The organism is Ciceribacter ferrooxidans (assembly GCF_004137355.1).
In the GTDB taxonomy this organism is placed as follows: Bacteria; Pseudomonadota; Alphaproteobacteria; order Rhizobiales; family Rhizobiaceae; genus Allorhizobium; species Allorhizobium ferrooxidans.
The window spans coordinates 191,020-216,069 of sequence record NZ_SDVB01000170.1 but is presented as its reverse complement, the minus strand read 5'-3'; the positions used below and the strand labels follow the sequence as shown (position 1 = coordinate 216,069).

Below are 25,050 nucleotides of genomic sequence, written 5' to 3'. Positions count from 1 at the left end.
TCAGCCTCGAAGCGGCGGCAATCCCGGCCGGTCGATGCCGGCGGGCGAAAGCGTGAAGATTTCGCAACCCGTCGCCGTCACGCCGACGGCATGCTCGTATTGCGCGGTCAGCGAACGGTCGCGGGTGACCGCGGTCCAGCCGTCGGAGAGCACCTTCACGTGCGGACGGCCGAGATTGATCATCGGCTCGATCGTGAAGATCATTCCCTCGCGCAGTTCCGGCCCTTCGTCGGCCCGGCCGTAATGCAGGATGTTCGGTGAATCGTGGAACAGCTTGCCGATGCCGTGGCCGCAGAAATCGCGCACGACAGAGCAGCGCTCGGCCTCCGCGTAGGTCTGGATCGCTTCGCCGATCGCACCGGTGCGGGCGCCGGGGCGCACCGCGGCGATCCCGCGCATCAGGCACTCGTAGGTGACTTCGAGCAGCCGTTCGGCGGCGCGCTTGATCTCGCCCACTGGATACATGCGGCTCGAATCGCCGTGCCAGCCATCCAGAACATAGGTCACGTCGATATTAATGATGTCGCCCTCGCGCAGCGGCTTGTCATTCGGAATGCCATGGCAGACCACGTGGTTGATCGAGGTGCAGCAGGATTTCGTATAGCCGCGATAGTTGAGCGTCGCCGGGAGCGCCCCGTTGTCCATGCCGAATTCGAAGACGAAGCGATCGATCGCGTCGGTCGTGACGCCGGGCTTCACGATAGAGGCGAGTTCGTCCAGGCAGCGCGCCGTCAGTTGCGACGCCTTGCGCATGCCTTCAAAGGCCTCGGGGCCGTAGAGCCGGATCGCTCCGGTGTTCTTGAGCGGCGCCGTTGCCGCATCGATGTAATTTACCATTCATCCGCTTTCAGGTTGGATGCATTCCGATTGTCAGACCGTACATAATGCAGCAGGGGCGGCCTCGTCCATCGTGATGCGCTGAAATGGCGCGATTTCCGCAGCACTCACCCGGCATTTGACGGCATAGGCCTCGACGCCGCGCCGTCTCGCTTCGGTGAAGGCGTGCGCATACGTGGGGTCGAGATCGCCCGAAAGGCGGAAACGGTCGCAATCCTCGCGCTGGATGAGATAGAGCATGACGGCACGATGACCGGCATCCACCATCGTCGCGAGCTCTTCGAGATGCCTGGCGCCGCGTGCCGTGACGGTGTCCGGAAATTCGGCAAGCCGGCTCTCGCGGATGAAATGCACGTTCTTCACCTCGACATAGGCGTCCGGCCGTCCGGGTGAGGAAATGAGGAAGTCGACACGCGAGTTCCGACCGTAGCGCTGCTCGCGGCGCAAGGTTTCGTAACTCGCCAGGTTGTCGACGAGGCCCATCCGGATCGCCTCTTCGCCGAGGCGGTTGGCGAGCGCGGCATGGACGCCGACGACGGTATCGGCGGCCTCGATCAGTTCGAAGGCATACCGGTGCTTGCGCGCCGAGCCGGCGTGATCGGAAAGCCAGATGCGCGAACCGGCATCCGTCAGCCCCAGCATCGAACCGGTGTTCGGACAGAATCCGGTGATCTCGGTTCCGTCGTCGAGCACCGCGTCGAACAGGAAGCGCTTGTAGCGCCGTATGAGCGTGGCGGGGACGAGAGGTGGGTCGAACTTCATCGCCCCGGCATCACGCCCGTTCGCGCACATAGGTGCCGGGGGCATCGGCGATTGCGTTCAGTGCACCACCGCCGACCTTGCGGGCAGGGACCCGCTTGCCGTCGAGCGACTCGACCCAGGTCTGCCAGTGAGGCCACCAGGAACCCGGCGTCTCTTCGGCTTTTGTCAGCCAGTCCTCAAATGCGCCGGTGGGCGCGCCGCCGGTCCAGTACTGGTACTTCTGCTTGCCGGGCGGGTTGACCACGCCGGCGATATGGCCGGAGCCGCTGAGTACAAAGGTGACCGGGCCGCCGAACAGGCTGCTGCCGACGAAGACGGACTTGGCTGGCGCGATATGGTCCTCGCGGGTCGCGAGATTGTAGATCGGAATTTTTACGTCCTTCAGCGACAGCGTCTTGCCCGCAATCTTCATCCGTCCCTTGCTGAGCGCGTTGTCGAGATAGCAGTTACGCAAATAGAAGGAGTGGTTGGCGGCCGCCATCCGGGTCGAGTCCGAATTCCAGAACAACAGGTCGAAGGGCATTGGTTCCTCGCCCTTCAGGTAGTTGTTGACGAAGTAGGGCCAGATGAGCTCGGAAGCCCTCAGCATGTTGAAGGCGGACGCCATCTTCGAGCCTTCGAGATAGCCGCTTGCCCGCATGCGCTCTTCCATCGCGTCGAGCTGTTCCTCGTCGACGAACACCTTGAGGTCGCCGGCATGGGTGAAATCGACCTGGGTGGTGAAGAGCGTGGCGCTGGCGATGCGTTTGTTGCGCTCCTTGGCGTGCAAGGCGAGCGCGGCGGAAAGCAGCGTACCGCCGACGCAGTAGCCGATGGCGTTGACCTTGGTCTCGCCGGTCGCCTTCTCGACGGTCTCAAGGGCAAAATCGACGCCCTCGCGGATATAGGCTTCCCAGTCCTTCGTGGCATGCCGCTCGTCTGGGTTGACCCAGGAAATGACGAAGACCGTGTGCCCTTGGTCGACGCACCACTTGATGAAGGATTTCTGCGGGTTGAGGTCGAGGATGTAGAATTTGTTGATCCACGGCGGCACGATCAGGAGCGGTCGCTTGAGAACTGTGCCGGTGGCCGCTTCGTATTGCAGGATTTCGCAGATGTCGTTCTGGGCGATCACCTTGCCCGGTGTGACGGCCATGTTCTCGCCGACGGCGAACTTGCTGTAGTCGGTGTGGCGAAGACGCAGGTCGCCGCCACCGGCGGCGAAGTCCTCGGCGAGCATCTTCATGCCGCGCACGAGATTGTCGCCGTGGCTGGCCACGGTTTCGCGGTAGACCTGCGGATTGGTGACGACGAAGTTGGCGGGCGAGAGGGCAGCCGTGATCTGCCGGACGTAGAAGGCGGCCTTGTGCCGGGTATGCTCGTCGAGCCCCTCGGCATCGCGCACCATGCGCTCGGCCCAGTCGCTGCCGATGAAATAAACCTGGCGCAAGAAGTCGAAGAACGGGTTGCGCTGCCAGTCCTCGTCGGAGAATCGCTTGTCGTTCGGGAACTGCGGCGCAGGCTCCGCGCCTTCACCGCCGGCGAGCCTCTGTGCGGTCCGCGTCCAGGCGCCGAACATGCCGGCCAGCAGATGGCTCTGCGCTTCCAGCGTCCGCTTCGGGTCCGACATCCAGTATTCGGCGACCTTCGACATCGTCTTGACGAGTTCCGTCAGCGGTTGCGACACCGGGTCGACGATCTCGCCGCGCTCGCGCGGCGCAAGCCATGTCGAGGCGGCTTTTCCGAGGTTTTCGAGGGCACGGGCGACATTGAGTGCCAGCGCTTCGGGATCCTTGACGATGTAGGGTTCAATCAGCTTCGGATCGAAGCCTTGGGCCGTGGCACCGGATGTAGCACCGTCTTCGGTGTCTCTGCTCAAGCTGTTCCTCCCGAGAGTGCTCGTGCGAGTCCTCTTTTATGTTTGCTTATCCTGCCTGAAAACGACTACAAGTTCCAGCGATACGAAAGCCATTCCTGACGTATTCGGAAGCAGGGATCAACCGCCGGATGCAGCGCGGCGCCGGTTTGGGATATATGGGTATGATTGCAGCGATGTGGGCGATGAAAACGTGGCGTCTTGCTTCCGGTCTGGCACTGGCCTGTGCACTCGGGCTTGCCGCGGGATGCTCGTCGACGGGCGAGCAGACGGCTGCGGCCGAACCGCGTTCCTCCGTGCTCGACGTCACCGTCAGCGACGAGGCCCGTAGCCCGCAGGCGCCGGCGCTCGGCACGTCTCCGGACGGCTACCCGGATTTCTCGCAGCCGCTGACGGCCGCAAGCGTTCAGATGAGCGACGAGGAGGCGGTGGCGCTGCAGGCGAAGCTGTCTGCACTCGCCTCCGCCCGTAAGGCGGGCACGATTTCCGAGGCCGAATACCAGCAGCGGGTGGAAGAGTTGCGCAAGCTCGCCGCAGAGCACGGCGTCGACGTACAGGCCGCACTGGCCAAATAGCGCTTGCCTTTGCTGCAATTTGGAAGCAAAGCAATCGAGGTGTGACCGCTCGCTGCGGCGGGTCCGTCCTTTGCCGACGGACACAGATTTGCCGCAGCGCTTCGCCATTGCATCACAAAAGGATCTGTTCCGGTTTCGGGTTCGTTACGGAACATGTCAGGAGCAACAAACGAACCCGCTTGGCGCGGATGCTGCCGCGCGATCCCACGGGGTTTGAGATGGAAGAGTTTCACAAAGTTCGGCGCCTGCCGCCCTATGTTTTCGAACAGGTCAACCGTTTGAAGGCTAGCGCGCGAGCCGGTGGCGCCGACATCATCGACCTCGGCATGGGCAACCCCGACCTGCCGACCCCGAAAGCCATCGTCGACAAGCTCTGCGAAGTGGTCCAGGACCCGCGCACGCACCGCTATTCGTCTTCCAAGGGCATTCCCGGCCTCCGTCGCGCTCAGGCCGCCTACTACGCGCGCCGCTTCGGTGTGAAGCTCAACCCGGAAACCCAGGTCGTCGCGACGCTGGGTTCCAAGGAAGGTTTCGCCAACATGGCGCAGGCGATCACCGCGCCGGGCGACGTCATCCTCTGCCCGAATCCGACCTATCCGATCCACGCCTTCGGCTTCCTGATGGCCGGCGGTGTCATCCGTTCGATGTCCGTCGAGCCGGACGAGACCTTTTTCCCGCCGCTCGAACGCGCCGTGCGCCATTCGATCCCGAAGCCTTTGGCGCTCATCATCAACTATCCGTCGAACCCGACGGCGCACGTCGCCTCGCTCGACTTCTACAAGGACGTGATCGCGTTCGCGAAGAAGCATGACCTGATCGTGCTCTCCGACCTCGCCTATTCGGAGATCTACTTCGACGACACCCCGCCGCCGTCGGTTCTCGAGGTCCCCGGTGCAATGGACATCACCGTCGAGTTCACCTCGATGTCGAAGACCTTCTCGATGCCCGGCTGGCGCATGGGCTTTGCCGTCGGCAACGAGCGGCTGATCGCGGCGCTGACCCGCGTGAAGTCCTATCTCGACTACGGTGCCTTCACGCCGATCCAGGTCGCGGCGACCCACGCCCTCAACGGCGACGGTTCCGACATCGCCGAAGTCCGATCGGTGTACAAGCGCCGCCGCGACGTGCTGGTCGAGACCTTCGGCAAGGCCGGCTTCGAAGTGCCTCCGCCGGCGGCGACCATGTTCGCCTGGGCGAAGATCCCGGAGAAGTTCCGCCCGCTCGGCTCGCTCGAGTTTTCCAAGCTTCTCGTCGAGAAGGCCGACATTGCCGTCGCTCCCGGTATCGGCTTCGGTGAGCAGGGCGACGACTATGTTCGTATCGCGCTGGTCGAGAACGAGCACCGCATCCGCCAGGCGGCGCGCAATCTCAAGCGCTTCCTGTCGACGGCCGACGAAACGATGCACAACGTCATTTCGCTGAACGCTCACCGCCAAGGTTGAGCTTTCCCGCTGGCGGCGATAACGTCGCCGGCCAGAAGCCCGGCGGCCCGCTCGCGGCCGCCTTTTGTGCAATCGTAAAGTTTCGGGAAGTTGACTTATGGCGGATGCCCTCAGGATAGGCATTGCGGGTCTGGGCACCGTTGGTGCCGCGCTGGTTCGCATTCTTCAGCAGCGCAGCAATGAGCTTGCCATCTCCTGCGGTCGGAAGATCGAGATTACGGCGGTGTCCGCACGCAACCGAAACAAGGATCGCGGCATCGATCTTTCCGGAATCGCCTGGTACGACGATCCTCTCGACCTTGCCGCCAATGCCGATATCGACGTCTATGTCGAACTGGTCGGCGGTGCCAACGGCGCGGCGGAGACGTCCGTCAGGGCAGCGCTGGCGCGGGGCCTGCATGTCGTTACCGCCAACAAGGCGCTGCTCGCGCGTTACGGCGTCGAACTGGCGCGCATCGCGGAGAAGAACGGCGCTCTCCTCAATTACGAGGCGGCGGTCGCCGGCGGCATTCCGGTGATCAAGGCACTGCGCGAGTCGCTGACCGGAAACCATTTCTCCCGCGTCTACGGGATCATGAACGGTACCTGCAACTACATCCTCAGCCGGATGGAGAAGGAGGGCCTTTCTTTCGACGAGTGCCTGAAGGACGCCCAGCGGCTCGGTTATGCCGAAGCCGATCCGAGCTTCGACATCGAGGGCAACGACACCGCCCACAAGCTCGCGATCATGACGACGCTCGCCTTCGGCAGCGAGATCGCCGCCGATGACATCTATCTCGAAGGCATCACCAACATCTCGATCGAGGACATCCGCGCGGCCAACGAGCTTGGTTACCGTATCAAGCTCCTGGGTGTTGCCCAGAAGACCGAGACCGGCATCGAACAGCGTGTTCATCCGACCATGGTGCCGCTCGATTCGGTGATCGCGCAGGTCGACGGCGTCACCAATGCCGTCGCGCTCGAATCCGACATTCTCGGCGAACTGCTGATGGTCGGCCCCGGCGCCGGCGGCAGCGCGACGGCTTCGGCGGTGCTCGGTGACATCACCGACATCGCCAAGAGCCGCCCTGGCGCCCAGCAGGTACCGGTGCTCGGTCGCCCGGCGCATCTGCTCGAACCCTATCGTCGCGCACAGATGCGCAGCCACGAAGGCGGCTATTTCATCCGGCTGACCGTCGCCGACAGGATCGGCGTGTTCGCGAACATCGCGACCCGCATGGCCGACAACGGTATCTCGCTCGAATCGATCGTGCAGCGCTCGCAGCCGGATGCCGAGCCCGGCGCGCCGGTAACGATCATTCTTGTCACTCATGCGACGATGGAAGATTCGGTCCGCAAGGCGGTCTCGGCCATTCGCGCGGAGGGATATCTTGTCGGCGAGCCGCAGACGATCCGCATCGAGCGGCCGAAGACGGTGTGACGGCCTCCTGCCTTCCGGGCGGGGCGGCAGAGGCTGCCGGTGGCTTGCCGCATGCGATCTCTTATGGGCGCGAACCTGGAATGAAAACAGGCGGGAAGACAGATGGGCATGATTGAACCGGTCGATCCGGTGCCGCGCGCGTTCCTCGGCGTGGAAAGCTCGGTGAGCGGCCAGCGTTGGGTTTCGCGCCTCGACCAGGCCGGCCAGAACCGTGCGCTCGCCATCGCCCAGCTTCACGGCATGCCGGAACTTCTGGCGCGCGTTTTGGCGGGTCGCGGCGTCGGTGTCGACGAGGCGCCTGCCTTTCTCGATCCCACCATCCGCTCTCTGATGCCGGATCCGGACTCGCTGACCGACTGCGAGGCGGCGGCGGCGCGGCTCGTGCGGGCGATCGCCGCCGGCGAACGCATCGCGATCTTCGGCGACTATGACGTCGACGGAGCAGCCTCGTCGGCGCTTCTCTACCGCTTTCTCAGCCATTTCGGCGCCGAGGCGGAGATCTACATTCCCGACCGTATCTTCGAGGGGTACGGCCCGAATCCGGCGGCGATCGGCCAACTGATCGAACGCGGTGCGCGGCTGGTGGTCACCGTCGACTGTGGCTCGACGAGTTTCGAGGCCCTGGAAGAGGCACGCCGGCGCGGCATCGATGTCGTCGTCATCGACCACCACCAGATGGCGCACGCCATGCCCGCCTGCCACGCGCTGGTCAATCCCAATCGCGAGGACGATTTGTCGGGGCAGGGGCATCTCTGTGCCGCCGGCGTCGTCTTCCTCGTGCTGGTCGCCACGCTGCGGCTGCTCAGGCAGCAGGGCAACGGTCGTGCCGGATCGCTCGACCTGCTCGCCTGGCTCGATCTCGTGGCACTCGCAACGGTCTGCGACGTCGTTCCGCTCAAGGGACTGAACCGCGCCTATGTGGTGAAGGGGCTGATTGCCGCACGCCATCAGCAGAATGCCGGTCTCGCCGCCCTATTGCGCGTGGCCGGCATCGGCGGTCCGGTGACGCCCTATCATTTCGGCTTCCTCGTCGGACCCAGAATCAACGCCGGCGGTCGCATCGGAGACGCGGCGCTCGGGAGCCGCTTGCTGACGCTCGATGATGCCACCGCCGCTGGTGAGATCGCGGCCAGGCTCGACGAACTCAATCGCGAGCGGCAGGCGATGGAGACCGCGATGCTGGCCGAGGCGGAAGCGGAGGCGCTTGCCGAATACGGCACCGGCGAAACAGCGTCCGTCATCGTCACCGCCCACGACCATTGGCACCCTGGCATCGTCGGGCTGCTCGCCGCGCGTCTGAAGGAGAAGTTCAAGCGGCCAGCCTTCGCGATCGCCTTCGATCCCTCGGGCAAGGGCACGGGCTCGGGACGTTCGATCAACGGCTTCGACCTCGGACGCATGGTGCGGGCGGCCGTCGATGCCGGCCTGCTCGTCAAGGGCGGCGGCCATGCCATGGCGGCCGGCCTGACGGTCGAACGTGCCAATCTCGGCAGGCTGCGCGCCTTCTTCGACGAGGTCGCAGGCAGCCAGGTGTCGACGCTTGCCGCCAACCGCAGCCTGAAGATCGACGGAGCGCTCGGTGCATCCGGCGCGACCATCGCGCTGATCGACCAGCTGGAGACGGCGGGTCCATACGGCGCCGGCCACCCGCAACCCTGTTTCGCGATTCCGGCGCATCGCTTGCGGGATTCGCGCCTGGTCGGCGTCAATCATGTGAAGGTGACGGTCGAAGCGCAGGACGGATCACGACTCGACGGGATCGCCTTTCGTGCGGCCGAAACGCCGCTCGGCGATTTCCTGCTGTCCTCGCGGGGCAGTCAGGTCCATCTCGCGGGCTCGCTGAGTGCCGAGCACTGGCAGGGCACGCGGCGCGTGCAGATACGCGTCACCGACGCCGCGAAAGCGTTCTGAGCAATATCCGGCGATGTTCAGAAGAGTGGAAGTGGCACGCCCTAGGGGAGTCGAACCCCTCTTCCCAGAATGAAAATCTGGTGTCCTAACCGATAGACGAAGGGCGCGTGCGCTTCGTTGTGGCGCCCTTATAGTCAGGGCTTCGGAATCCCGCAAGCGGAAAAATGCATTTTTCCGGTCGTCCGCCAAAAAAATCGGGAGAGAGCCAAGTTACGGGAAAAATTACCGAAAATGCCTGTGACGACGCCAGACGCATGACCGCGCGAGGCGTCGCGGCGGCTGTGTCATCCAATTGCAGGGAAAAGAAAGTGGCACGCCCTAGGGGAGTCGAACCCCTCTTCCCAGAATGAAAATCTGGTGTCCTAACCGATAGACGAAGGGCGCGTGCGCTTCGTTGTGGCGCCCTTATAGTCAGGGCTTCGGAATCCCGCAAGCGGCTTTCTTCCGATTTTTGCAAAAAATATGACGGCTGTGAATTCTTGCGAAGCTTTTATGAAAAAGATGTTTTATATCAGATGGATAGACGCGCATTCTGCGTCGTGCGCAAACAGCATCACCTTACGGAAGACGACTGAAACGAACAGGACATCTTTCGCTGGCGGAGCTGCAGAAGGCAGTAGGCGTCCTACGACTTGGCCTTGCCGAGCAGTCGTCCGAGAATCGGGAAAAGCGTCTTCTTCGCCGGTTCCGCCAGCGCCTCCTCCGCCAGCGGTTCCGCAGGATCTGCGCTTGCCGCCTCTTCGGCGTCGGTCGCTGTCGGAGCGTCGGCTATGTCGGCCGGGGCCTCTTCCTCGAGCGGCGGTGATGTGACCTGCTCGTCCGCCGGCAGGCCTGCCGGATCGGCGGATGCATATTGCGGGGCACTGAACAGGCTGCCGGTCATCGGGCTCACGCGCCGCGTCGGCATTTCGGCCGGTACGAGGCTCGCGGCCGTCATCGTCGATGCTGCGGCATCGGCCGGCATTGGCTCCTGCTGCTGGGCGAAAATACTGGAACGACCGGCATTTATTGCTGCCGGCTGCATCACGACCTCGCCGAGGTTGGCCGTCGCTGCTCCTGGTGTCGCCGTGTTCTCCTGCGTCGCCGCGGGCGCCGCCATCGGCTGCTGGCCGCCCGCCGCCATCGCGACGACGGACGGATCGGTATAGCCAGGTTTTCTCGCAGCAGGTTTGCCTGCGGCCGTTTCAGCCGGGAGCACTGCGACCTCGGATGCGGAGGCCGGGGCCGTCTCGGCGGACGCCTTTTCGCCCGTCGTCGCGCAGCCTTGCAGCGCTGCCAGGGTCACGCCGCAAAGGACGATCCGGCATACGATCGGGCGACGCACCGAGGATATCGGCAGGCAGGTCATGGAAAACCCCGCAGAACTGGTTGAGCGCGGCCGAAACGGAAACAGAAGGAATGCTGCGTCGGGCCACGTGTTCTGCAGGGGATAGCCCGCCAAGCTTGCGCGAGGCGGGCCGAAGCCGCTACCAGCTTCCCGTATTCGGCATCGACAGCCAGGGCTCGGCCGGTGTGAGGCTTCCGCCCTTCTGCAGGATCTCGATCGAGATTCCGTCGGGCGAGCGCACGAAGGCCATGTGACCGTCGCGCGGCGGGCGGTTGATCGTCACGCCGTTCTCCATCAGGGTCCGGCAGGTGGCGTGGATGTCGTCGACCTCGTAGGCCAGGTGACCGAAGTTGCGGCCTCCGGTATAGTCCTCGGTATCCCAGTTGTAGGTGAGCTCCAGGCACGGCGCCTTGTTGTCGCGCGCCGCCTCGACGTCGTCCGGGGCGGCCAGGAAGACCAGCGTGAACCGGCCCTTTTCGTTCTCGATCCGCCGCACCTCGGTGAGGCCGAAGACACGGCAGTAGAAGTCGAGCGACGCATCAAGATCTTTGACGCGCACCATGGTGTGAAGATAGCGCATGATGTCCTCCTAATAACGTGTCCGGATATGGAGCAGACGACAGCTTCGAGCAAGGATGAAGCGTCAAAAGGATTTGGGTATATCTTAGACAGGGACTTGCGCGACACCAACAGGCGAATGTTAACTTGTTCGTCAAGAATCAGTTAACGAACCGGTGTGACGCGTTTTCGAGGGGCGTGAGGAAATGGCGGACAGGATTTCATCGAAAGGGCTCGTTGAGTTCGAGGAGCTGTCCGGCGAAGGCGTCGAACTCCTCGAGATTACCGGCATCGTCAAGTGGTTCGATGTCGCCAAGGGATTCGGGTTCATCGTTCCGGACAACGGCATGCAGGATGTCCTGCTGCACGTGACCTGCTTGCGGCGCGACGGTTACCAGACCATCCTCGAGGGTACGCGCATCGTCGCGCTGATACAGAAGCGCGAACGCGGTTACCAGACCTTCCGCATCCTCTCCATGGACCAGTCGACGGCGATCCACCCCTCGCAGATGCCGCCGGTGCGCACCCATGTGCAGGTGACGCCGACGAGCGGGCTCGAGCGGGTGCTGGTGAAGTGGTTCAACCGCACCAAGGGTTTCGGCTTCCTGACCCGCGGCGAGGGCACGGAAGACATTTTCGTCCACATGGAGACCCTTCGGCGCTACGGTCTTACGGAACTTCGGCCCGGGCAGAGCGTTTTGGTACGCTTCGGCAATGGTGAAAAGGGGCTGATGGCCGCCGAAATCCATCCTGACAATCCGGGCCCGGCGACCCGCGCCCATTGAGGCAGCGTCTTATGATCGGCGAAATCTGGAGAAGCGCTGTCCTGGCGCTTTTTTTGTTGCTTCCGGTGGCGGCTTCGGCGCAAGAGGCCGACCTGCGCAAGACGGCGCTGGCGATTGAAACGCCAAGCGGCGAGCGCCATGTCTTTCAGGTGGAATGGGCGGGCACGGCGGCCGAGCGTGAGCACGGGCTGATGTTCAGGACCGAGCTGGACGCCGATTCCGGCATGATCTTCGATTTCGGCGAAGCACGGACGGTGATGATGTGGATGAAGAACACGCCTCTTTCGCTTGATATGCTGTTCATCGACGAGAAGGGTGTCGTCAGCCGCATTGCCGAGCGCACGGTGCCCTATTCGGAGGATATCATCGCCTCTCCCGGACCGGTTCGCTACGTGCTGGAGGTCAACGGCGGACGGTCGGCCGCCCTCGGCATCGTCCCGGGCAGTCGTGTGGATGTCGACGCGGCCCGGGCGGCGTTGAAATGACAGCGTTTTTGTCACCGTTCACGGTGGCGGAAAGTCGATTTTAGCTGTTGCCCATGACGGGTGAACCGTGTATTTCGGCATTGATCGCTGGAACGGAGTGTAGCGCAGTCTGGTAGCGCATCTGGTTTGGGACCAGAGGGTCGGGAGTTCGAATCTCTCCACTCCGACCACCGCGGTGGTCCTGCGATCGTCCAGGAAGGGACCTTCCTTCCTTCGCAGTCCTTTGGAGCTCGTTGCGACATGACCGCCAAGATTTATCGCCCCGCCAAGACCGCCATGCAGTCGGGCAAGGCCAAGACGCAGTTCTGGCTGCTCGAATACGAGCAGGAAGTGCCGCGCAAGGTCGAGCCGATGATGGGCTATACGAGCTCGGCCGATACGCGCCAGCAGGTCAGGATCACCTTCGAGACGCTCGAACAGGCAGAAGCTTTCGCCAAGCGCAACGGCATCGAATACCGGGTGATCCTGCCCAAGGAAGCCAAGCGCCAGGTCGTATCCTATACCGACAATTTCCGTTATAACCGCCTGCAGCCCTGGACGCACTGACCGCGTCCGGCCTTGCAGGACCGCCGTCGTCGTCCGCCGGACCAGAAGGCGACACACGGAGGCCCCTTAGCTCAGCTGGATAGAGCACCTGCCTTCTAAGCAGGTTGTCGTTGGTTCGAGTCCAACAGGGGTCGCCAATCCTCCGGTTTTCCAGCTCCCACGTGCATCGTCGCGGTGACCATTGTCGCCTTGTTCCTGTCTCGTTCTCGCGCCCTCTGGCGACGACTCCCGCGCCGTGATAATGGCGGGACGTGAGGTATTCGCATGGCTCGTTCTCCTTCGTCGTCATCCAGGCGCGCGCCGCGCAAGCGCCGCAAATCGTCCAGCTCGCGCTCGTCCGGCAGCCTCTGGCCATGGGCCGGCGCGCTGATCGTCGTCGCCGGCGCCATCGCCGTTTACGACAGTCGTGACCAGTGGCAGGCGAGCTGGCCGAGGATTGCCGCTCTGGTGCAGCCGAAGAGCGGCGGAGCCGGCAAGGGGGCGGACGGCGGCACCGCGAGCAAATCATCGCCGGCAAGGACCGTTCCGCCCGCCGCTGTCGGTTCGACGGCCAAACCGAAACCCGCACCGGGCCGTACAACCGCAGCGCTGATCCCGCCTGCGCCAGTGGGCAAGACTTTGCCGCAAGCGCTGCCGCAACAGCGGCCGTCCGAGGCTGGTATGGAGGGCAGGGGCTTTGCCGGCACCTTCTATTATTGCGGCACCTCCGGGCTCGACAACTGCGTCGCGAGCGGCGACACCTTCTGGCATCACAAGACGAAGATCGTGCTTGCTGACGCGGTCGCGCCCCAGACGGAGAGGGCGAAGTGCCAGGCGGAGCGGGACAAGGGCTTTGCCGCCAAGGTCCGGCTCAAGGAACTGCTCAATGCCGGCGCCTTCGATCTCGTGGCACCAGGCATGCCGGTTGCGGCTTCGGGCAGTGAATACAAGGTCGTGCTGCGCAACGGACGCTCGCTCGGTGCCGTCCTCCTGAACGATGGCCTGGCACAGCCGAGGGCCGGGGAACGCAAGGGTTGGTGCCCGTAGGGGGTACCTCCGGACGGCGGGAAGCAAAGAGAAACCCGCCGCGGCGATGAGCCGGGCGGGTTTTCGTGTCGGCGCTGAGTCCGCCTGTCAGTGCAGGATCTGGCTCAGGAACAGCTTGGTGCGCTCGTGCTGCGGATTGTCGAAGAACTCGGCCGGCGAGTTCTGCTCGACGATCTGCCCCTGGTCCATGAAGATCACGCGGTTGGCGACCTGACGGGCGAAGCCCATTTCATGGGTGACGCAGAGCATGGTCATGCCTTCTTCCGCGAGGCCGACCATGGTATCGAGCACTTCCTTGACCATTTCCGGGTCGAGCGCTGAGGTCGGTTCATCGAAGAGCATGATCTTCGGCTTCATGCAGAGCGCGCGCGCAATCGCCACGCGCTGCTGCTGGCCGCCGGAGAGCTGGCCCGGATACTTGTTGGCCTGTTCCGGGATCTTCACGCGCTTCAGGAAGTGCATGGCGACCTCTTCGGCTTCCTTCTTCGGCATCTTGCGGACCCAGATCGGGGCAAGCGTGCAGTTCTCGAGGATCGTCAGATGCGGGAAGAGGTTGAAGTGCTGGAACACCATGCCGACTTCGCGGCGGACTTCATCGATCTTCTTCAGGTCGTTGGTGAGTTCGATGCCGTCGACGACGATCTGCCCGGCCTGATGCTCCTCGAGCCGGTTGATGCAGCGGATCATAGTCGACTTGCCAGATCCGGAAGGACCGGCGATGACGATGCGCTCGCCCTTCATGACCTTGAGGTTGACGTCGCGCAGCACGTGGAAGTCCCCGTACCACTTGTTCATGTTGACGATTTCGACCGCGACTTCCGTCTGCGAAATTCCGGATTGAACGGCTTGCTGGGCCATGTTTGTTCCTCTCATTTATCTCTTGTGGCCTCTGTCCAGGCGGCGCTCGACGAAAGCCGAGTAGCGCGACATCCCGAAGCAGAACAACCAGAATACAAAGCCGGCGAAGATGAGGCCGGTGAGCGGGGTCACCGGGGTGAGCCAGCTGGCGTCACCGAAACTCGCCTTCACGATGCCGAGCAGGTCGTACATGTTGATGATCGACACGAGCGAGGTGTCCTTGAACATGCCGATGAAGGTGTTGACGATGCCCGGAATGACGAGCTTGATCGCCTGCGGCATGATGATCAGGATCATCTTCTGCCAGTAGGTGAGGCCAAGCGAGTCGGCACCTTCATACTGACCCTTCGGAATGGCCTGCAGGCCGCCGCGGATGACTTCGGCCATGTAGGCCGAGGCGAAGATCGAGACGCCGACCAGTGCCCGCACGAACTTGTCGATGTTGTTGCCGGGCGTCAGGAAAAGCGGCAACAGCACGCTCGCCATGAAGAGCACGGTGATCAGCGGAACGCCGCGGACGAGCTCGATGAACCCGATGGAAGCGCTCCGCACGATCGGCATGTCGGAGCGACGGCCGAGCGCGAGCACGATGCCGAAGGGCAGGGAGACCACGATGCCGACGAAGGACAGCAGCAGCGTCACCATCAGGCCACCCCACTGGCTCGTTTCAACGTGGGGGAGGCCGAACCAGCCACCGAGCAGCAGCACATAGGCGAGGATCGGCAGGACGACGAGCAGCAGCAGCGCGTTGAGCCCCTTGCGCGGTGCCGAGGGCACGAGCATCGGAGCGAGCAGGCCCACGAAGAGGACGGCGATGAGGATCGGACGCCAGAGCTGGTCGCGGGGATAGGAGCCGACCATGAACTGGGTGAACCAGTCACCGACGTAAGCCCAGCATGCGCCGCTCCAACCATCCGGCTGGATTCCGCCCTGAACGGTGGTGGCGCAGACCGCACGGCCTTCGCCCGTCCAGACGGCCGAGATGAACAGCCAGTCGAAGGCCGACACGGCGAACCAGACGATGATCACGCCGAAGATGATTGTCGTTACCGCGTCGAGTGGGCTCGCAAAAAGGTTCTTGCGGGCCCAGCCGATCGCCGAGCGGTCGCTCAGCGGGGCGGGTCGGGGCGCCAGGAACTCCTGGCGGAGATAGGAGACGTTGTTTTCGCTCATGTCAGCGCTCCACCAGGGCCATCTTGGCATTGAACCAGTTCATGAAGAGAGAGGTCGCGAGGCTGATCGACACGTAGATCAGCATCCAGATCGCGATGATCTCGATCGAATGGCCGGACTGATTGAGGATAGTCCCGCCGACCGCGACCAGATCGGCGTAACCGATGGCGACGGCAAGCGAGGAGTTCTTGGTCAGGTTGAGGTACTGCGAGGTGAGCGGCGGAATGATGATCCGCAACGCCTGCGGCAGGACGACGAGACGCATCGTCGGACCGCTCCGCAGGCCGAGCGCGCTCGCCGCTTCCGTCTGGCCCTTCGGCACGCCACGGATACCGGCACGCACGATCTCGGCGATGAACGCGGCCGTGTAGAAGGACAGCGCCATGTAGAGCGACAGGAACTCCGGACCGATGACGGTGCCGCCGCGCATGTTGAATTTGCCGAGTTCCGGAATGTCGAAAGTGATCGGCGCGCCGAGCACGACGAAGACGACGAGCGGCAGTCCGACGATCAGTGCGATATTGACCCAGAGGACCGGCGGGCGCTTGCCCGTGGCGAGCTGTCTCTTCGTCGCCCAGCGGGCATAGAAGATGGCAGCGGCGATGCCAATGACGAAGGTTCCGACGACCAATGAGATGCCTTCGCCGAAGACCGGTGCCGGCATGTATATGCCGCGGTTGCTCACGAAGACGGAGAGCGGCAAGGCCAACGCCGACCGGACCTCCGGCAGCAGCGAAAGAACGCCCTTGTACCAGAAGAAGATGACGAGCAGCGGCGGAATGTTGCGGAACACTTCCACATAGACCGTCGCGAGCCGAGAGATCAGCCAGTTGTGCGAAAGCCGGCCAATGCCGACGATCAGCCCGATGACGCTGGCCGTGATGATCCCGCTTACGGCGATGATCAACGTATTCACCAGGCCGACCGCGAGCGCCTGCAAGTATGTATTGTCGCTCGTATAGGCGATCGGCGTCTGGGCGATGTCGAAGCCCGCGCGGTTTCTCAGAAACTCGAACCCGGCCGTCATGTTGGCGCGGGCGAGGTTCTGGGCGGCATTGGTTCCGGCGAACCAGAACAGCCACACGATGAAGACGAGAGTCAGCGCCTGATAGACGAACTGACGGAAAGCTGGATTGTACAGCAAAGAGTGCACCGAACGGCTATTGCCGTCCCGGCCCGAGGCGACCACTGCCATGCATTATCCCCTGTTCGCAGCCATCATTTTTCGTAGCTGCCTTTTTTCATTCTGTCGATCGGAAAGGCGCCGCGGCGCCTTTCCGGTATGCTGGTTGCGACCGCTCAGCGGATCGGCGGAGCGTACTGCAGACCGCCCTTGGTCCACAGAGCGTTGAGGCCGCGCTCGATCTTCAGCGGGCTGCCGGCGCCGACGTTGCGCTCGAAGGACTCGCCGTAGTTGCCGACCTGCTTGATGATGTTGTAGGCCCACTTTTCGTCAAGGCCGAGGTCCTTGCCGATGGTCTGGTCCTTTTCCTCGCCGAGGAAGCGCTTGATGTCCGGGTTTTCGGACTTCAGCATTTCGTCGACATTGGCGGAGGTGATGCCGAACTCTTCACCTGCGACCATGGCGAAATGTGCCCAGGTCATGACGTCGAGCCACTTGGAGTCGTTCTGGCGAACGGCCGGGCCGAGGGGTTCCTTGGAGATGATTTCCGGCAGAACCATGTGATCGTCGGGGTTGGCGAGCGACAGGCGGATCGAGTAGAGGCCGGACTGGTCGGTCGTGTAGACGTCGCAACGGCCGGACTGGTAGGCCGCGTCGACTTCTTCCTGCTTCTCGAACACGACCGGCTTGTACTCGAGGCCGTTGGCCTTGAAGTAGTCGGCGAGGTTGAGTTCGGTCGTCGTGCCGGACTGTACGCAGACGGCAGCGCCCGAGAGCTCGAGTGCGGACTTTACGTTGAGGCTCTTCGGAACCATGAAGCCCTGGCCGTCGTAGTAGTTGACGACGCGGAAGTCGAAGCCGAGCTGCGAGTCACGGCTGGCGGTCCAGGTCGTGTTACGGGCCAGCATGTCGATTTCGCCCGACTGCAGGGCCGGGAAGCGGTCCTTTGCCGAGAGGGGGGTGTACTTGACCTTGGTTGCGTCGCCGAAAACGGCAGCGGCAACGGCACGGCATACGTCGACATCAAGACCGGCCCAGTTGCCCGAGGAGTCCTGGGCGCCGAAGCCGGCGAGATTGGAGCCGTTGACGCCGCACTGCACGAAACCCTTCGCCTTCACGTCGTCCAGCGTGCCCGCGAACGCGGCCGGCGCACCAAAACCGACGACCGCAGCGCCGAGAGCGACTGACAGAAGCTTCTTGTTCATTTTTCCCAACCTTTGTCTATTGTTCTTGAAAATACGCGACGGTCACGTTCGCTCGAACGATTTCATGCCTCCGCCGGCCCGCTGACCTCCCGGTGCGAGCCGTGCTATCACAGTCTTAAAATGAACCACGGTCAAGACTGCGGTCCGCGAAATGGGGTAGAAAATTGGAAAAATGCCTAATTCGCATCAAAATCGGGCAGGAAATGGCGGAAAAAATCGGAAATTGGCTAAAAAAGCACCGATTCGCCGCATAACCAGCATCGAGACTCCGGTCGCGGAGGCCTAAACGTGCCTTGACGTCCTTTCTTCAGAATACGACAAATCCGCTCGTCATATTCCCGAGGAAAGGCTTGGTTCGCATGAGAGACAGAAAAGAGATGCTGGCCGCCGCCGGTACGGACACGCGCTTGTGCCATGTCGGCAATGATCCGATGAGCTATCATGGCTTCGTCAACCCGCCCGTGGTCCATGCTTCGACCGTTCTGTTTCCCGATGTTCAGACCATGGAGACGCGGTCGCAGAAGTATACCTACGGCACACGGGGGACGCCGACGACGGACGCGCTTTGCGAGGCGATCGACGAACTCGAAGGCTCGGCCGGTACCATTCTCGTGCCGAGCGGACTTGCCGCGATCACGGTTCCGTTTCTGGCTTTCCTTTCACCTGGCGACCACGCGCTCATCGTCGATTCGGTCTACGGACCCTGCCGTCATTTCTGCGACACGATGCTGACCCGCCTCGGCGTCACTGTCGAATATTATGATCCGGACATCGGTTCGGGGATCGAGGCGCTGATCCGTCCGAACACGAGACTGGTACACACGGAGGCTCCGGGTTCCAACACCTTCGAGATGCAGGACATCCGGGCGATCTCGGAGGCTGCGCACAGGCACGGCTGCGTCGTCACGATGGACAATACCTGGGCGACCCCGATTTATTTCAAGCCGCTCGATTTCGGCGTCGACGTCTCGATCCACGCGGCGACGAAGTATCCGTCGGGCCATTCTGACATCCTGATGGGCACGGTCTCGGCCAACGCCGCCCACTGGCCGCAGTTGAAGGAAGCAAACGGCACGCTCGGTATCTGCGGTTCGCCGGACGATTCCTATATGATCCTGCGCGGGCTGCGCACGATGAACCTCCGGCTGGAGCACCACAACAGGAGTGCTCTTTCGGTCGCCACATGGCTCGAGGCGCGTGACGACGTCGCAAGGGTCCTGCATCCTGGCCTGCCGAGTTTTCTCGGCCACGACATATGGAAGCGCGACTTCAAGGGCGCGAGCGGCATCTTCTCCTTCGTGCTGAAGGTGGATGACCGGGAGAGCTTCAAGCCGAAGGCACGCGCCTTTCTCAATGAACTCTCGCTCTTCGGGCTCGGCTATTCCTGGGGCGGCTACGAGAGCCTCGCCGTCATGGTCGACCTCTCCGACCGCAAGATTCGCAAGGCGCCGGCCGAAGGTCCGGTCATCCGCCTGCAGATCGGACTGGAGAACGTCGAGGACATCATTGCCGACCTCGAACGCGGGTTCAGGGCCGCGGCCGGGGCCTGAAGTCAGCCCTTCGCGTGATAGCCGTAGAGCCAGTCCAGATCGGCGGCGAGGCTCTGCGGCGATCGCGTCGCGAGCACCAGGTCGCGGGCGATGCGGACCGGGCCGCGCGCATGATAGGCGAAGCGGTTGAACGCGCCGCGCTTGCCGACCCGGGCGGCGCGTGCCTGCCGAACGCGCTCGTAGATCGCGAGTGCTTCGGGAAGCGGCGTGCTCGCGACGAGACCGGCGAGTTCGAAGGCGTCCTCGATCGCCATTGCCGCACCCTGTGCGGCGAACGGCATCATTGCATGTGCCGCATCACCGATCAGCACCGTGTCGCGTCCGTTTTGCCACCGGCCGGGCCCCGCTTGGTAGAGGGGCCAGAAGGTGGCGCCTCGCAAACTCGAAAGCAGGTTCCGGATATCGGGATTCCATTCGGAGAATTGCTCGGCGAGCGTCCGGCTCTGCCGCTCGCTGCCTTCCGTCGACCAGGTTTCTCCGGGATCGACGCCCGCGGCGATCGCCACGATGTTGAAACCACCGATCTCCTTCAGCGGATAGCAGACGAGGTGGGTTCTCGGGCCGAGGAAAGCGGTGACGTTCGCGGGATCGAGGAAGCCTGGGGCGTTTGCTCCCGCCATCGTGAAGCGCCAGGCGATGTTGCCGGAAAAGTGCGCCTTGGGTGCATCCGGGATGCGGGCGCGGGTTCTCGACCAGACGCCGTCCGCGCCGATGACGAGATCCGTCTGTTCGCCGGTCGCGCGCGCCACCGCCGCGTCGCTCGGGCTCTCTATATGGCAGCCGAGATGGATCTTGCAGAGCGGATTGCGCAGCACCGCAGAAAGGAGTGCCTGCTGGAGCGTCGATCGGTGCAGAACGCCGTAGGGTGCGCCCCAGCGCTCCCGCGCGAAAGCCCCCACCGGGACGGCGGCGAGTGCCCCGAGCGTCACGCCGGATTTCAGCCGGATTTCTTGCGGCTCGCACCAACGTTGCTCGATATCGCGAAGGACGCCGAGTTCGCGAAGGATTCGCGAGGCATTGGGCGAAATCTGCAGGCCGGCACCAACCTCACCGAGCTGGGGTGCCTGATCGACGATCTCGCTGCGGATCCCGTGTCGCGCCAGCGCCAGCGCAGCCGTAAGCCCCGCCATCCCGGCTCCGATGATGGCGACGACGTTGGTGGCCATAGTTTTGCCGATCGTAGAAAGCGGGTGGCGGTCAGGCCGCCTTGACGTGGTAGACGCAACCGGCGGGATTGGTCTGTTCGGCCTTCAGCGACGGATTATAACGATAAAGGGTCGAGCAGTAGGAGCAGACCTTTTCGTTGTCGTCGCCCATGTCGATGAAGATATGCGGATGGTCGAAGGGGGCCGAAGCGCCCGTGCACATGAACTCCTTCACGCCGATCTCGATCACGCGGTGCCCGCCGTCGTTCTGGAAGTGGGGAATGGTGTGCCCGGCCATATGTCTCTCCGAATGCCTTTTCACTTTGCGGCGGACATTATCCTCCTTCGCCGCGAATGTGTAGAGACAAACACGCGCCCAACCCACAGAAAAGAGACAGATGCGCCTTTGATGCGCAGGCCCGTTTCACTAAGGTGCGCGCCGTCACGCCCCGAATAAGACATGGATCGAAGCGATGAATCTGAATGCGCCCGCATTCTCCCTTTTCTATCACGACGGATTGCAGCTGGCCTATTTCGATGCTGGCGATCCGTCCGGCCCGCCGATTCTGCTGATCCACGGATTCGCCTCGACGGCGACGGTGAACTGGGTTCACCCGGGTTGGCTGAAGACGCTCGGCGAGGCCGGCTACCGCGCCATCGCGATCGACAATCGTGGCCATGGCGCGAGTGATCGTCCGCATGAGCCGGAGGCCTATCATCCTTCACGGATGGCCGCGGACGCCGCCGCGCTACTGACCCATCTCGGGCTGCCGGACGCCGATGTGATGGGTTATTCGATGGGCGCGAGGATTTCCGCCTTCATGGCGCTCGAACATCCCCACCGCGTGCGCTCGCTGGTCTTCGGCGGGCTCGGCATCGGTCTCTGCGACGGGGTCGGCGACTGGGACCCGATCGCCGAGGCGCTGCTGGCGCCGTCGCTTTCGGATGTGACCCACGAGAGGGGGCGCATGTTTCGCGCCTTCGCCGAGCAGACCCGCAGCGACCGCATCGCGCTTGCCGCCTGCATTCAGGAGTCCCGTGTGCTGGTCGACCGCGCCGATATCGCCCGCATCGATGTCCCGACCCTGATTGCCGTCGGCACCAAAGACGATATCGCCGGCTCGCCTCACGAGCTGGCGGCGCTGATGCCGGACGCGAGGGCGGTCGATATCCCGAACCGCGACCATATGCTCGCGGTCGGCGACAAGGTGTTCAAGAAAGCCGTGCTCGATTTCTATCGCGAGATCGGCCGTCAATGACGCCCGCGTCGTTCATTCCCCGGTGAAAGCGGGCCTGCGCTTTTCCGCGAAGGCGCGCCGGCCTTCGGCATAGTCTGCGCTGTCGAAGGTCGAGGCGCCGACCACCTCTGCTTCACGCAGAAGGTCGTCGTCGACTTCAGCGACGGCCCTCAGGGCGAGCTTCGAGGCCTGTACCGACAGCGGGGCGTTGGTGGCGATCGTTTCGGCGAGCAGCATGACCCTGTCGTCCAACGTGTCGGGTGCAGTGACATCGAGCAGGAAGCCGCGGGCGAGCAGTTCGGCAGCGCGCATGGCGGCGCCCGTGTAGAGCACCTTGCGGGCCATCTGATCGCCGAGCGATCGTGCAAAGTCCTGGACAGCGTCGGCCGGATAGGCAAGCCCGAGGCGAGCGGCGGGGACTGCGAAGGCTGCCGTGTCGTCGGCGATGCGCAGGTCGCATGCCGCCGCAAGCCCGAAGCCACCGCCGTAGCAGATGCCGCGGATCGCGGCGATGACGGGGACACGAGCCTCCCGCACGGCGGTGAAGGCCGCACTGTTGTCCGCCTCGTAGAGCCGTGCGGTCGCCGTGTCCTTGCGCACGATCGGGAACTCCGAGATATCGGCGCCTGCGCTGAAATCGCGTTCGCCTGCACCCGACAGCACGATGGCGCGCGCGCCGGCTTCGCCACACAGCCAGTGAACGGCGTCGGGGATCGCCCGCCACATGGCCGCCGTGACGGCATTCTTGCGTTCCGGATTGTCGATGACGAGGAGGCCGACGCCGTCACGGCTCTCGGCGCGAATTCTTCCTGCAGCGAAATCACGGATTTGCTTCATCGTTTCTGCCCATCTGGTTTGCTTCGCCGATAGCCTATATAATGTAACCGCGATGGAACAGAGGAGACCGGCGATGGCCGCAAAGACAGAAGTCCTCCACGGCGAGCATATCAAGTCGATGGACCCCATCTGGGATACGCTTCGCCACGAGGCCCGGACGGCAGCCGAGCATGATCCGCTCCTGGCGGCCTTCCTCTATTCGACGGTCCTCAATCATCGCTCCCTCGAAGACTGCGTCATCTACCGGATTTGCGAACGGCTGGATCATGCGGACCTTCAGGCGATCCTGCTGCGGCAGACGTTCGAGGAGATGGTACGGGACTGGCCGGAATGGGGCCAGATCATGCGCGTCGACATCCAGGCGGTCTACGACCGCGACCCCGCCTGCACGCGATTCATGGAGCCCGTCCTCTATTTCAAGGGTTTCCACGCCATCCAGACGCACCGCCTCGCACATTGGCTGTGGAATCGCGGACGGAGCGATTTCGCGCTCTATCTGCAGAGCCGCTCCTCCAGCGTCTTCCAGACGGACATCAATCCGGCGGCACGGATCGGCAAGGGCATCTTCCTCGATCATGCCACGGGCCTCGTCGTCGGCGAGACGGCGCGGATCGGCGACAATGTCTCGATCCTGCACGGCGTCACCCTCGGCGGCACCGGCAAGGAGGGAAGCGACCGTCACCCGAAGATCGGCGATGGCGTGCTGATCGGAGCGGGCGCGAAGGTGCTCGGCAATATCGAGGTCGGTTGCTGCTCGCGTGTCGCTGCCGGCTCCGTCGTCCTGAAACCCGTTCCGAAGGGCTCGACCGTGGCCGGCGTGCCGGCCCGGGTCGTGGGCGAGGCGGGCTGCGCCGAGCCGGCCCGTTCGATGGACCAGATGCTCGCCTCCGAGGCGTGACCGGAAACGACCACGTCGGCAAAGGCAGTCGAAGGTGGTGGGGTTTCAGCCTCCGGCCATTTGTCCGCGCCCGTGTCTTTACATCATCCGAGCGGCCGTGCGACAAGCGCCGCGAACCTGAATCGCCCATGGAGAACTGTAGTGAAGCCCGACGAAATCAAGAAGCTCGACGCCTATTTCAAGCGGATGTTCAATCCGGCCATCGTGGTCAAGGCTCGTCCCCGCAAGGACGACTCCGCGGAAGTCTATCTCGCTGATGAGTTTCTCGGCGTGGTTTTCCGCGACGATGAGGACGGCGACCTCTCCTACAATTTCTCGATGGCGATCCTCGACGTCGATCTCTAAGCCTCTAGTTGCAGGCTTGCTGATATATTTCTTCCATATCAGTATGCAGGGTCGCCCGTGCTCCAGGCGGCCCTTATTTCTAACAATGACTGCAACCTGAGCGGGATATTGCGGCGCGGAAAACAATTGACAAAAATTGTGCACGTGCTATGTGCGTTGGCAGCGAAATCAAGCAGAAGGGACACTGCCGTATGTTTAATTTCGATGAAGCGAACAGAAAGGGCAAGGAAGCCATGGACGCGATGCTGAAGAATTACGCAGAGATCGCGAAGGGCTTTCAGGCCATCGCGACGGAAGCCTCCGAATATTCGAAGAAGTCGTTCCAGGATGCGGTTGCGCATATGGAAAGTCTGGCCGGCGTGAAGAGCGTCGAAAGTGCGCTGGAACTGCAGACGAACTTCGTGAAGGGCGCATACGAAGGCTTCGTTTCCGAAGCGACGAAGCTCACGGAAATGTATGCCGACCTGGCGAAAAGCGCCTACAAGCCGTATGAGGCCCCGGTCGTGAAGGCGTCGAAGTCCGTCGGTGTCCCGGCCGCGACGGCCGCCTGAGGCAAACCGGTCGCGCCACCGGGCATCGAATAAATCAAGGCCGGCTGCGGGACCCGCGGCCGGCCTTCTGCGTTCCCTCTCACGGCCTGTCCCCGCTTTTCTCGACGGCGGCGGCCGTTACGATGCAAATGTGTTTGCACTCCCTTGCAGGGGGCTTAAAATCACCAAATTACGAACTACCTTAATGTGCTAAGTGTTCGCTTCGGCGCCAGCCGGCCGGCGAACCACTGGAGAATGGAAGAATATGATCGCCACGCCGGTCTTCATGCAGCAGAAAAGTGACGGGGACAACGCCGGTCGCGGCACGTCGGTCATCACGCGCACGAAGCCGAAGACCAAGAAGCCGAATCTGTATCGCGTGCTGCTGCTCAACGACGACTACACCCCGATGGAATTCGTGATCCACATCCTGGAGCGCTTCTTCCAGAAGGACAGGGAGGCGGCCACGCGTATCATGTTGCATGTTCACAATCATGGCGTCGGGGAGTGCGGTGTCTTCACTTACGAGGTCGCCGAAACCAAGGTCAGTCAGGTGATGGATTTTGCCCGGCAGCACGAGCACCCGCTGCAATGTGTGATGGAAAAGAAGTGAGGATCT

General features: G+C 63.0%; 26 protein-coding genes and 4 tRNA genes. 16 read left to right on the top strand and 14 right to left on the bottom strand.

Going from position 1 to position 25,050, the window contains the following annotated elements:
- Genes map through EUU22_RS05405 form a run of 3 tightly spaced genes read right to left on the bottom strand, consistent with a single transcriptional unit; the run spans position 1 to position 3,457 of the window.
- Positions 1-837, bottom strand: coding sequence for a type I methionyl aminopeptidase (gene map / locus EUU22_RS05415; protein WP_129331035.1), 837 nt, complete (start codon positions 835-837; stop codon positions 1-3).
- 33 nt (positions 838-870) lie between these two features.
- Positions 871-1,599: a DNA/RNA nuclease SfsA gene (gene sfsA, locus EUU22_RS05410; RefSeq protein ID WP_129331478.1), complete on the bottom strand. Its 729-nt coding sequence runs from the start codon at positions 1,597-1,599 to the stop codon at positions 871-873.
- A gap of 10 nt (positions 1,600-1,609) precedes the next feature.
- The gene (locus EUU22_RS05405; RefSeq protein WP_129331034.1) at positions 1,610-3,457 is read right to left on the bottom strand and encodes a PHA/PHB synthase family protein; all 1,848 of its coding nucleotides are present in this window, start codon (positions 3,455-3,457) and stop codon (positions 1,610-1,612) included.
- A 161-nt stretch (positions 3,458-3,618) separates the two neighbouring features.
- Between EUU22_RS05405 and EUU22_RS05400 the strand changes: the two genes are divergently transcribed.
- The 4 genes from EUU22_RS05400 to recJ all read left to right on the top strand — a co-directional run bounded on the left by EUU22_RS05400 (position 3,619) and on the right by recJ (position 8,802).
- The gene (locus EUU22_RS05400) at positions 3,619-4,029 is read left to right on the top strand and encodes a hypothetical protein (protein WP_129331477.1); all 411 of its coding nucleotides are present in this window, start codon (positions 3,619-3,621) and stop codon (positions 4,027-4,029) included.
- 218 nt (positions 4,030-4,247) lie between these two features.
- Complete coding sequence (locus EUU22_RS05395) at positions 4,248-5,471, top strand: LL-diaminopimelate aminotransferase (protein ID WP_129331033.1); 1,224 nt, start codon at positions 4,248-4,250, stop codon at positions 5,469-5,471.
- Between the two features lie 97 nt (positions 5,472-5,568).
- A complete protein-coding gene (locus EUU22_RS05390; RefSeq protein ID WP_129331032.1) occupies positions 5,569-6,891 on the top strand; it encodes a homoserine dehydrogenase in 1,323 nt (440 codons plus the stop codon).
- 108 nt (positions 6,892-6,999) lie between these two features.
- Positions 7,000-8,802: a single-stranded-DNA-specific exonuclease RecJ gene (recJ, locus tag EUU22_RS05385; RefSeq protein ID WP_129331476.1), complete on the top strand. Its 1,803-nt coding sequence runs from the start codon at positions 7,000-7,002 to the stop codon at positions 8,800-8,802.
- A 32-nt stretch (positions 8,803-8,834) separates the two neighbouring features.
- Here recJ and EUU22_RS05380 read toward each other — a convergent pair.
- The 4 genes from EUU22_RS05380 to gloA all read right to left on the bottom strand — a co-directional run bounded on the left by EUU22_RS05380 (position 8,835) and on the right by gloA (position 10,709).
- Positions 8,835-8,909 (bottom strand) — tRNA-Glu (locus tag EUU22_RS05380).
- 202 nt (positions 8,910-9,111) lie between these two features.
- Positions 9,112-9,186 (bottom strand) — tRNA-Glu (locus EUU22_RS05375).
- 241 nt (positions 9,187-9,427) lie between these two features.
- Positions 9,428-10,150: a hypothetical protein gene (locus EUU22_RS05370; RefSeq protein ID WP_129331031.1), complete on the bottom strand. Its 723-nt coding sequence runs from the start codon at positions 10,148-10,150 to the stop codon at positions 9,428-9,430.
- 118 nt (positions 10,151-10,268) lie between these two features.
- Complete coding sequence (gene gloA / locus EUU22_RS05365; protein ID WP_129331030.1) at positions 10,269-10,709, bottom strand: lactoylglutathione lyase; 441 nt, start codon at positions 10,707-10,709, stop codon at positions 10,269-10,271.
- 184 nt (positions 10,710-10,893) lie between these two features.
- On the opposite strand from gloA, the gene EUU22_RS05360 reads away from it, so the two are divergent.
- The 6 genes from EUU22_RS05360 (at position 10,894) to EUU22_RS05335 (ending at position 13,529) form a co-directional block, all read left to right on the top strand.
- Positions 10,894-11,472, top strand: a complete 579-nt coding sequence (locus EUU22_RS05360) for a cold-shock protein (RefSeq protein WP_129331029.1) — start codon at positions 10,894-10,896, stop codon at positions 11,470-11,472.
- 11 nt (positions 11,473-11,483) lie between these two features.
- Complete coding sequence (locus EUU22_RS05355; RefSeq protein ID WP_245484914.1) at positions 11,484-11,957, top strand: DUF192 domain-containing protein; 474 nt, start codon at positions 11,484-11,486, stop codon at positions 11,955-11,957.
- A 93-nt stretch (positions 11,958-12,050) separates the two neighbouring features.
- Positions 12,051-12,127, top strand: a tRNA-Pro gene (locus EUU22_RS05350).
- Positions 12,128-12,197: 70 nt separating this feature from the next.
- The gene (locus tag EUU22_RS05345) at positions 12,198-12,503 is read left to right on the top strand and encodes an ETC complex I subunit (protein WP_129331027.1); all 306 of its coding nucleotides are present in this window, start codon (positions 12,198-12,200) and stop codon (positions 12,501-12,503) included.
- A 60-nt stretch (positions 12,504-12,563) separates the two neighbouring features.
- A tRNA-Arg gene (locus tag EUU22_RS05340) sits at positions 12,564-12,640 on the top strand.
- Between the two features lie 127 nt (positions 12,641-12,767).
- Complete coding sequence (locus tag EUU22_RS05335; RefSeq protein WP_129331026.1) at positions 12,768-13,529, top strand: nuclease; 762 nt, start codon at positions 12,768-12,770, stop codon at positions 13,527-13,529.
- An 87-nt stretch (positions 13,530-13,616) separates the two neighbouring features.
- Here the strand turns inward: EUU22_RS05335 and EUU22_RS05330 are convergent, their stop codons facing one another.
- From EUU22_RS05330 to EUU22_RS05315, 4 genes are all read right to left on the bottom strand, one after another.
- Positions 13,617-14,387: an amino acid ABC transporter ATP-binding protein gene (locus EUU22_RS05330; protein WP_129331025.1), complete on the bottom strand. Its 771-nt coding sequence runs from the start codon at positions 14,385-14,387 to the stop codon at positions 13,617-13,619.
- A gap of 15 nt (positions 14,388-14,402) precedes the next feature.
- Positions 14,403-15,560, bottom strand: a complete 1,158-nt coding sequence (locus tag EUU22_RS05325) for an amino acid ABC transporter permease (protein WP_129331024.1) — start codon at positions 15,558-15,560, stop codon at positions 14,403-14,405.
- Position 15,561: 1 nt separating this feature from the next.
- Positions 15,562-16,755 carry an amino acid ABC transporter permease gene (locus EUU22_RS05320; RefSeq protein WP_129331023.1) on the bottom strand — a complete coding sequence of 398 codons (1,194 nt, stop codon included), beginning with the start codon at positions 16,753-16,755 and terminating at the stop codon, positions 15,562-15,564.
- 104 nt (positions 16,756-16,859) lie between these two features.
- The gene (locus EUU22_RS05315) at positions 16,860-17,888 is read right to left on the bottom strand and encodes an amino acid ABC transporter substrate-binding protein (RefSeq protein WP_129331022.1); all 1,029 of its coding nucleotides are present in this window, start codon (positions 17,886-17,888) and stop codon (positions 16,860-16,862) included.
- 359 nt (positions 17,889-18,247) lie between these two features.
- Between EUU22_RS05315 and EUU22_RS05310 the strand changes: the two genes are divergently transcribed.
- Positions 18,248-19,438 carry a cystathionine beta-lyase gene (locus tag EUU22_RS05310; protein WP_129331021.1) on the top strand — a complete coding sequence of 397 codons (1,191 nt, stop codon included), beginning with the start codon at positions 18,248-18,250 and terminating at the stop codon, positions 19,436-19,438.
- A 2-nt stretch (positions 19,439-19,440) separates the two neighbouring features.
- Here EUU22_RS05310 and EUU22_RS05305 read toward each other — a convergent pair whose 3' ends face one another.
- Positions 19,441-20,604, bottom strand: a complete 1,164-nt coding sequence (locus EUU22_RS05305; protein ID WP_129331020.1) for an FAD-dependent monooxygenase — start codon at positions 20,602-20,604, stop codon at positions 19,441-19,443.
- A gap of 31 nt (positions 20,605-20,635) precedes the next feature.
- Entirely contained in the window at positions 20,636-20,881 is a 246-nt protein-coding gene (locus tag EUU22_RS05300) for a zinc-finger domain-containing protein (RefSeq protein WP_114363131.1), read from the bottom strand.
- Positions 20,882-21,056: 175 nt separating this feature from the next.
- Here EUU22_RS05300 and EUU22_RS05295 point away from each other — a divergent pair, with 175 nt between their 5' ends.
- Positions 21,057-21,842, top strand: coding sequence for an alpha/beta fold hydrolase (locus EUU22_RS05295; RefSeq protein ID WP_129331019.1), 786 nt, complete (start codon positions 21,057-21,059; stop codon positions 21,840-21,842).
- 12 nt (positions 21,843-21,854) lie between these two features.
- Here the strand turns inward: EUU22_RS05295 and EUU22_RS05290 are convergent, their stop codons facing one another.
- Positions 21,855-22,658, bottom strand: a complete 804-nt coding sequence (locus EUU22_RS05290) for an enoyl-CoA hydratase-related protein (protein WP_129331018.1) — start codon at positions 22,656-22,658, stop codon at positions 21,855-21,857.
- A gap of 73 nt (positions 22,659-22,731) precedes the next feature.
- On the opposite strand from EUU22_RS05290, the gene cysE reads away from it, so the two are divergent.
- The 4 genes from cysE (at position 22,732) to clpS (ending at position 25,044) form a co-directional block, all read left to right on the top strand.
- On the top strand, positions 22,732-23,556 hold the full coding sequence (gene cysE / locus EUU22_RS05285; protein WP_129331017.1) for a serine O-acetyltransferase: 825 nt from the start codon (positions 22,732-22,734) through the stop codon (positions 23,554-23,556).
- A gap of 141 nt (positions 23,557-23,697) precedes the next feature.
- On the top strand, positions 23,698-23,901 hold the full coding sequence (locus EUU22_RS05280; RefSeq protein ID WP_129331016.1) for a DUF3126 family protein: 204 nt from the start codon (positions 23,698-23,700) through the stop codon (positions 23,899-23,901).
- Between the two features lie 191 nt (positions 23,902-24,092).
- On the top strand, positions 24,093-24,452 hold the full coding sequence (locus tag EUU22_RS05275; protein WP_129331015.1) for a phasin family protein: 360 nt from the start codon (positions 24,093-24,095) through the stop codon (positions 24,450-24,452).
- A gap of 244 nt (positions 24,453-24,696) precedes the next feature.
- The gene (clpS, locus tag EUU22_RS05270; RefSeq protein ID WP_114363134.1) at positions 24,697-25,044 is read left to right on the top strand and encodes an ATP-dependent Clp protease adapter ClpS; all 348 of its coding nucleotides are present in this window, start codon (positions 24,697-24,699) and stop codon (positions 25,042-25,044) included.
- Positions 25,045-25,050 lie beyond the last annotated feature (6 nt).